Annotated in this window: 3 protein-coding genes, 2 tRNA genes and 1 pseudogene; 2 read left to right on the forward strand and 4 right to left on the reverse strand. The window is 75.6% G+C overall.

The genetic code is table 11. The features are described 5' to 3' along the window. Positions 1–2 precede the first annotated feature (2 nt). A complete protein-coding gene (locus tag ACIOGZ_RS17360; protein ID WP_400986355.1) occupies positions 3–2,744 on the reverse strand; it encodes a SpoIIE family protein phosphatase in 2,742 nt (913 codons plus the stop codon). 100 nt (positions 2,745–2,844) lie between these two features. Here ACIOGZ_RS17360 and ACIOGZ_RS17365 point away from each other — a divergent pair, with 100 nt between their 5' ends. Continuing rightward, entirely contained in the window at positions 2,845–3,657 is an 813-nt protein-coding gene (locus ACIOGZ_RS17365; protein ID WP_363583772.1) for an RNA methyltransferase, read from the forward strand. A gap of 780 nt (positions 3,658–4,437) precedes the next feature. Here ACIOGZ_RS17365 and ACIOGZ_RS17370 read toward each other — a convergent pair. Continuing rightward, positions 4,438–5,766: pseudogene (locus ACIOGZ_RS17370) on the reverse strand (serine/threonine-protein kinase); the annotation flags it as partial. 408 nt (positions 5,767–6,174) lie between these two features. Here ACIOGZ_RS17370 and ACIOGZ_RS17375 point away from each other — a divergent pair. Further along, positions 6,175–6,372 carry a hypothetical protein gene (locus tag ACIOGZ_RS17375; RefSeq protein ID WP_363589710.1) on the forward strand — a complete coding sequence of 66 codons (198 nt, stop codon included), beginning with the start codon at positions 6,175–6,177 and terminating at the stop codon, positions 6,370–6,372. Between the two features lie 297 nt (positions 6,373–6,669). Here ACIOGZ_RS17375 and ACIOGZ_RS17380 read toward each other — a convergent pair. Both ACIOGZ_RS17380 and ACIOGZ_RS17385 read right to left on the reverse strand, forming a co-directional pair. Continuing rightward, positions 6,670–6,741, reverse strand: a tRNA-Val gene (locus ACIOGZ_RS17380). A 41-nt stretch (positions 6,742–6,782) separates the two neighbouring features. Next, positions 6,783–6,854 (reverse strand) — tRNA-Val (locus ACIOGZ_RS17385). Positions 6,855–6,879 lie beyond the last annotated feature (25 nt).

Here is a 6,879-nt window from a genome sequence, read left to right on the forward strand (position 1 = left end):
GGCTACTCCAGCGGCTGCTCCGTCCAGATCACCTTCCCCGTCGCCGTGTAGCGCGTCCCCCAGCGGTCCGCGAACTGCGCGACCAGGAACAGCCCGCGCCCGCCCTCGTCGGTGGTCGCCGCGTACCGCAGGTGCGGCGAGGTGCTGCTGCCGTCCGACACCTCGCAGATCAGCGCCCGGTCCCGCAGCAGCCGCACCCGGATCGGCCCGGTGCCGTAACGGATGGCGTTGGTCACCAGCTCGCTCAGGATCAGCTCGGTGACGAACGCCGCCTCGTCCAGCCCCCAGGCCGCCAGCCGCTCCGCCACCTCGGCCCGGACGGCGCCCACCGCCGCCGGTTCGGGCGGCACCTCCCACTCCGCGACCTGGTCCGGCGCCAGCACCCTGGTCCGCGCCACCAGCAGCGCGATGTCGTCCAGCGGACGCTCCGGCAGCATCGCCCCGAGCACGTCCGCACAGGTCTGCTCCGGCGTGCGCGGCGGCCCGGTCAGCGCCGCCCGCAGCAGTTCCAGCCCCTCACCGATGTCGCGCTCGCGGTCCTCCACCAGCCCGTCGGTGTACAGCACCAGACGGCTGCCCTCGGCGAGGTCCAGCTCGACGTTCTCGAACGGCAGCACCGCCAGCCCCAGCGGCGGCCCGGTCGCCAGCTCCGGGAACACCACCCGCCCGTCCGGGCCCACCACGGCGGGCGGCGGATGCCCGGCGCTGGCCAGCGTGCACCGCCGCGCCACTGGGTCGTAGATCGCGTACAGGCAGGTCGCCCCGGTCAGGGCCGCGCCCTCGCCGCTCCCGGCCTCGTCCTGGTCGATTCGGTTCACCAGGTCGTCCAGGTGCCCCAGCAGCTCGTCCGGCGGCAGGTCCAGCGTCGAGAAGTTGTGGATCGCCGTCCGCAGCCGGCCCATCGTCGCCGCCGCGTGCAGGCCGTGCCCCACCACGTCCCCGACGACCAGGGCCACCCGCGCGCCCGGCAGCGGGATCACGTCGAACCAGTCGCCGCCCACCCCGGCCTGGGCCGGCAGGTAGCGGTGCGCGACGTCCAGCGCGCTCTGCGGCGGCAGGTTGCGCGGCAGCAGGCTGTGCTGGAGCGTCACCGCCATCGCGTGCTCCCGGGTGTAGCGGCGCGCGTTGTCGATGCACACCGCCGCGTGCGCCACCAGTTCCTCGGCCAGCGTCAGGTCGTCCGCCTCGAACGGCTCCGAGCGGTCCGCCCGCCAGAACCGGGCCACTCCCAGCAGCACCCCGCGCGCCCGCAGCGGCACCCGCACCATCGAGTGCACCCCGTACGCCAGCACCCGGGCCGACCGCTCCGGATCCTGCTCCCGCCACCCCGGGGCCTGGGCCAGCCGGGCCTCCAGCCCCGACTCCCCGCTGTGCAGCGCCCCGGCCAGCGGGGTGGCCGGCACCACGTCCAGCACCGTGTCCACCGGGTAGAACGGAGCGTCGTCCCGGATGCCGGCGAGCGCGACGCGGCGCATCCGCCCCAGCGAGGTGCCCGGCGGCGGCTCCTCGCCCGTCAGCACCTGGTCCGCCAGGTCCACCGTGACGAAGTCCGCGAACCGGGGCACCGCGACCTGCGCCAGCTCCTCCGCCGTCCGCGTCACGTCCAGCGAGCTGCCCACCGTCACCCCGGCGTCGTACAGCAGCCGCAGCCGCCGCTGCGCGCCCTCGGCCCGGCCGGACAGCGCCAGCAGCTCGGTGGAGTCACGCAGCGTGGCGACGCAGCCCGGCGGGCCGCCCACCTGGTCGGTCAGCCGGACGTTCACCGCCAGCAGCCGTTCCCCGGCCAGCACCACCTCGTCGGTCACCGGACGGTTGGCGGTCAGCAGTTCCTCGGGCGCGGGCTCCAGGCCCAGCTCGGTCACCGGCCGGCCCTCGGCGTCCGGCGGCAGGTCCAGCAGCCGCCGCGCCTCGTCGTTGCAGAGCAGCAGCCGGCCGTCCGCGCCGACGATCATGACGCCCTCGCGCACCGCGTGCAGCACGGCCGCGTGGTGCTCGTACATCCGGGTCATCTCGGCCGGGCCCAGCCCGTGGGTCTGGCGCCGCAGCCGCCGGCTGATCAGCGCCGTGCCGAGGGTGGCCAGCCCGACCGCGCCCGCGGCGGCGCCCAGCACCACCGGCAGCTGCCGCTCGCTCGCGCTGCTGACGCTCCGCACCGTGACGCCCGCCGAGACCAGCCCGGCCACCGAGCCGTCCGGCGCGTACACCGGGACCACCGCCTGGACCAGTGGGCCGAGCGAGTCGGTGACGCGCTCGGTCACCACCTGCCCGTGCACCGCGGGCAGGTAGGTGCCGACGAACTTCTGGCCGATCAGGGCCGGGTCGGGGTGGGTGTAGCGGATGCCGTCGTCGCTCAGCACGACGATGAAGCCGACGCCCGACGACATCCGCGCCGCCTCCGCCTTGGGCTGCAGGACCGCGGACGGGTCGGGGGAGCGCAGCGCGTCGACGATGCCCGGCGAGTTGGCGAAGGTCTGCGCGACCGCCACCGACCGGTTGCGGGCCTCGTGGTCGGCGTCGGTGCGCGACTGCACCACCAGCGCCACCGCGGCAGCTGCCACCAGCAGCAGGACGACGAGGACCTGCAGCGCGAACACCTGCCCGGCCACCGACCGGTTTCGCACGGGCCACGGCCGCTTCGCGCGTGGCAGCTGTAGCCGACCGTTTGGGCGCCCACCGGAGGAGCCGGCGGAACCAGTAGCACCAGAGGCCGACGGAGCCCAGGATCGGCCCGGAAAACGGGCCATACGGCCATGTTTGCACCATGGCTGGCACAGGGCCAAGGCCAGCCCGCCCCGCGGCTTGGGCCGTTTGGCCTTCCCCGCCCCGCCTTGGCAAGATCGCAGGGTGTCCGAACCCAGCGCCATCACCGACCCCGCCGACCCCCGCCTCGGCGACTACACCGGCCTCACCGACGTCGAACTGCGCCGCCGGCGCGAACCCGCCGAAGGCCTGTTCATCGCCGAGGGGGAGAAGGTCATCCGCCGCGCCCTCGCCGCCGGCTACCGGATGCGGTCGATGCTGCTGACCTCCAAGTGGCTGGAGGTGATGGCCGACGTCATCGCCGAGGCGGACGCCCCCGTCCACGTCGTCGAGCCGGGGCTCGCCGAAGCCGTCACCGGCTACCACGTCCACCGCGGCGCGCTCGCCTCGATGGAGCGCAAGCCGCTGCCGCAGGCCGTGGACCTGCTCGTCGGGGCCCGCCGGGTCGCCGTCCTGGAAGGCCTGGTCGACCACACCAACCTCGGCGCGATCTTCCGCAGCGCCGCGGCCCTCGGCATGGACGCCGTCCTGCTCTCGCCCGACTGCGCCGACCCGCTCTACCGGCGCGCCGTGAAGGTCTCCATGGGCGCCGTCTTCGCGGTGCCCTACGCCCGGCTCGACCCCTGGCCGGCCGCCCTGGAGACCGTCCGCACCGCCGGATTCACCCTCCTGGCCCTCACCCCCGCCGACGGCGCCGTCGACCTCGCCGGCCTCGCCCCGCACCGCCTCCCCAAGGCGGCCCTCATGCTCGGGGCCGAAGGCGACGGCCTCACCGGCCCCGCCCTCGCCGCCGCCGACCACGCCGTCCGCATCCCGATGGCCCACGGCATCGACTCCCTCAACGTCGGCGCCGCCGCCGCCGTCTCCTTCTACGCCGTCACCGCCCCCACCGCCTGACGGGGAGGTCGGCCCGCCCGACCTCCCCTCTCGCGCCGGAGGAGCCCCCCCCGCCCCCCGCCCCCCGCCTCCCCGGGGGCGGGAGCTCTCATCACACAGGAAGCGGGAAGCGGGAAGTCGGCCTGGCCGACTTCCCGCGCCGCGGCCTTCCCGTGCTCAGCCCGCCGCGGCGGTGGGCGGAGCCGGAGCGGCGGCCGGGGGCTGGGTGGCGGGGCCGGAGGCGCCGGGCCAGGACTCGTCCAGGGTGCCGTCGGCACGGACGGTGTAGCGGGTCGAGGTGGTCGCGCCGGTCGCGGCGACCCGCTCCTCGCGGACGACCGTCCCGCCGTCGAGCCGCCAGGTGGCCGTCGCCTGCGGGTCGGCCGCCGAGGTGCGGGAGGTGGCGGCGACCGGGGTGTCCCCGGTGAAGGAGAAGAGCTGGACGAGGTCGACCGGCACCGAGCCCTCGGCCCGCCGCAGGACGACGACCGCTGCCGGGGCGCCCTTGTACCGGGCGGGCAGCACGGAGCTGAGCACGACCTGCGGGCCGGCCCCGACCGACCGGCCGTCCCGGAGCGCGATGCCGGGCCCGCCGGCCCCGTCGGGGTAGCTGCGGTTGGGCCAGTCCACCACCGGCCCCGGTCCGTACGGGGGCGCCAACGGGCTGTCGCCCGCGCCGCCGTGTGCGGCCGCAGCCGCGGCGGACGGGGTGGCCGGAGGCTGGGCGGCGGGGGGCTGGGCCGCGGGGGGCTGGGCCGCGGCGGCCCCGTCCGCCGAGGTCCCCGTCACGGCCTGCGCGCCGCCCGCGGCGGGCGCACTGGCGGTGTACCCGCCGGAGGGCCGCAGGCCCTGCTTGCTGCGGTTCTCGCACCCCTGGGCGGCCGCGATGGCCAGCGCGACGCCGAGCGTCACGGTGACGAAGACCACGAGCCGCTGCCGCAGCAGCCGCTGCCGCGCGTTGCCGGGCCGCCCGCCGGGGGCGGGGGTGTGCTGGCGGTCCCGGGGGTGCCCGCGGTCGCGGGTGCCGGGCCGGCCGGGGGGCGGGGTGTGCGGTCGCTCCCGCAGCGGGCGGGTCACCGGTGTGGCCTCGGGCCGGGGGAGCGGGGCGGTGGCCGCCTGCGAGCGCCGGACCGCGGCCGCCGCGGCGGCCCGGGACCGTGCAGGGGCGGCGGGTTCGGGGGAGCGCCCGGGCGCGGGCACACCGTGCCGGGCGCCGTCGGGGGCGGGCTGGGCCGCCGGGCCCGCCGGGGCGGGTGCCGCCGCCCGCCCGTGGCCGGGCCGCGCGGCCCGGGTGGCGGTTCCGGCTGCCGCCCCGCGCGCCGCGAGTTCGCTGAGGCGCTCGTGCAGCGCGGCCGCGCCGGGCCGTTCGGCGGGTTCCTTGGCGAGACAGGCGCGGATGAGCGGTGCCAGCGGCGTGGGTACGGCGGACAGGTCGGGTTCCTCGTGGACGACCCGGTAGAGCATGACTTCGGAGGACGCCCCGGATCCGAACGGGGTGTCACCGGTGAGCGCGTAGGCGAGGGTGGCCCCGAACGCGAACACGTCGGTGGCGGGGGTGACGGCGGCGCCGCGGACCTGTTCGGGCGCGAGGAAGCCGGGGGAGCCGACGGCGGTGCCGACGTGGGTGAGGGTGCTGGCGCCGCGCGACCAGGCGATGCCGAAGTCGATGATGCGCGGGCCCCGCGGCGAGAGCAGGATGTTGGAGGGCTTGAGGTCGCGGTGGACGACCCCGGCCTCGTGCACCTTGACCAGCCCGTCGGCGAGTGCGGCGCCGATCCGGGCGGCCTCGGGCCAGCTCAGCGGCCCTTCGTCGCCGACCTGCTTGTAGAGGGAGGGCCCGGGCACGTACGCGGTGGCGAGCCAGGGACGGTCGGCCTCGATGTCGGAGCCGACGACGCGGGCGGTGCAGCCGCCCCGGATGCGGGAGGCGGCGGCGATCTCGCGGGCGAAGCGGGTGCGGAACTCCTGGTCCTCGGCGAGTTCGGCGCGGATCAGCTTGAGGGCGACACGCTGTCCGCGGCGGTCGGAGCCGAGGTAGACCACGCCCATGCCGCCGGCGCCCAGTCGCCGGTGCAGGCGGTACGGCCCGACGATGCGGGGGTCCTCACGCCTCAGCCGCATCATCGCCATGTTTCGTTCCCCGTCAGCCTGTGGGTGAGGCCCCGTCGGTTGGGGCATCGTCAGTTCCTGTCTGGCACAGCTTACGGACTGCCCCCTGCGGTGTGCTGATACGCAACACCTCAAGCAGCCGTGTGATTGTCGGATCGTGCGCTGACCCGCAGGTCATAGGGGTGCCGAAGCGTTTCTCGGGGTTGCCCCTCAGGGTTCCCCCGGGGGTGCGGCCAAGGCTCCCTCCCCCTGCGGTAGTACGCCTGAAGTCTGAGCGTCATCCTCCGGGATGCCCGAGGAACAGTACGACGGCATGACGCCCGGACGGCCCCCTGAGCAATAGCGTTGTGTTCAGCGGTGGACGGGGAGCTCGTCCCCCGAGGTAAGCCGTTCACCGCGCCAACTCGACCGGACCACAGGAGTAAGGGCATGGCACCGCAGCTCACGGGAGACCCCCGCCGTCGGTCGGCCGTCGTCCAGTCCCGGTCGGCCGAGCAGCCCACCAGGCACCCGGCCGTGGCGCTGGCCATGGCCCTGCCGTGTGCGGTGCTGCTGGTGCTGCTCTTCGGCGGTTGGGATCAGATGGCGAACCAGGCCCAGGCCGTCGCCGATCTGATCGGCCGCTGAGATCACGCCGGCCCCGACGGGGTCGGCCACAGAACGGGCACTGATCCCCTGGGGACGGGGAGCAGTGCCGCCGGGGAGGCCGCGCGGCCGCGATGACACGCGGACGGGCGTGAGTGGCGCGCAGAGCGCCCCGGCAGGCGGAGACGCCGCGTACGGACGTCGGTGAGGGCGACCGTACGCGGCTCTTCTCTTTTCCCGCAGCCGTCTTTCCCGCGGCCGTCGTCCGTCCCGAAGCCGTCGTCAACGCCAAACGGCCGGGGCCGCGATCCTGGCGGATCGCGGCCCCGGCCGTTACTGTGCGCGATACTGGGATTGAACCAGTGACCCCTACCGTGTCAAGGTAGTGCTCTCCCGCTGAGCTAATCGCGCCTGGTGTGGCGGTCCTGCAGCAGACCCCGAAGGGCCCGACGTGCGCGATACTGGGATTGAACCAGTGACCCCTACCGTGTCAAGGTAGTGCTCTCCCGCTGAGCTAATCGCGCCTGGTGTGGCGGTCCTGCAGCAGAC

Origin of the sequence: Kitasatospora sp. NPDC088160 (assembly GCF_044741445.1) — a bacterium.
Taxonomy (GTDB): domain Bacteria; phylum Actinomycetota; class Actinomycetes; order Streptomycetales; family Streptomycetaceae; genus Kitasatospora.

Bases quoted from the DNA above. Each gene is read 5' to 3' on its own strand.
- ACIOGZ_RS17360 (WP_400986355.1), bottom strand. From the start codon at position 2,744: ATGGCCCGTTTTCCGGGCCGATCCTGGGCTCCGTCGGCCTCTGGTGCT.
- ACIOGZ_RS17375 (WP_363589710.1), top strand. From the start codon at position 6,175: ATGGCACCGCAGCTCACGGGAGACCCCCGCCGTCGGTCGGCCGTCGTC.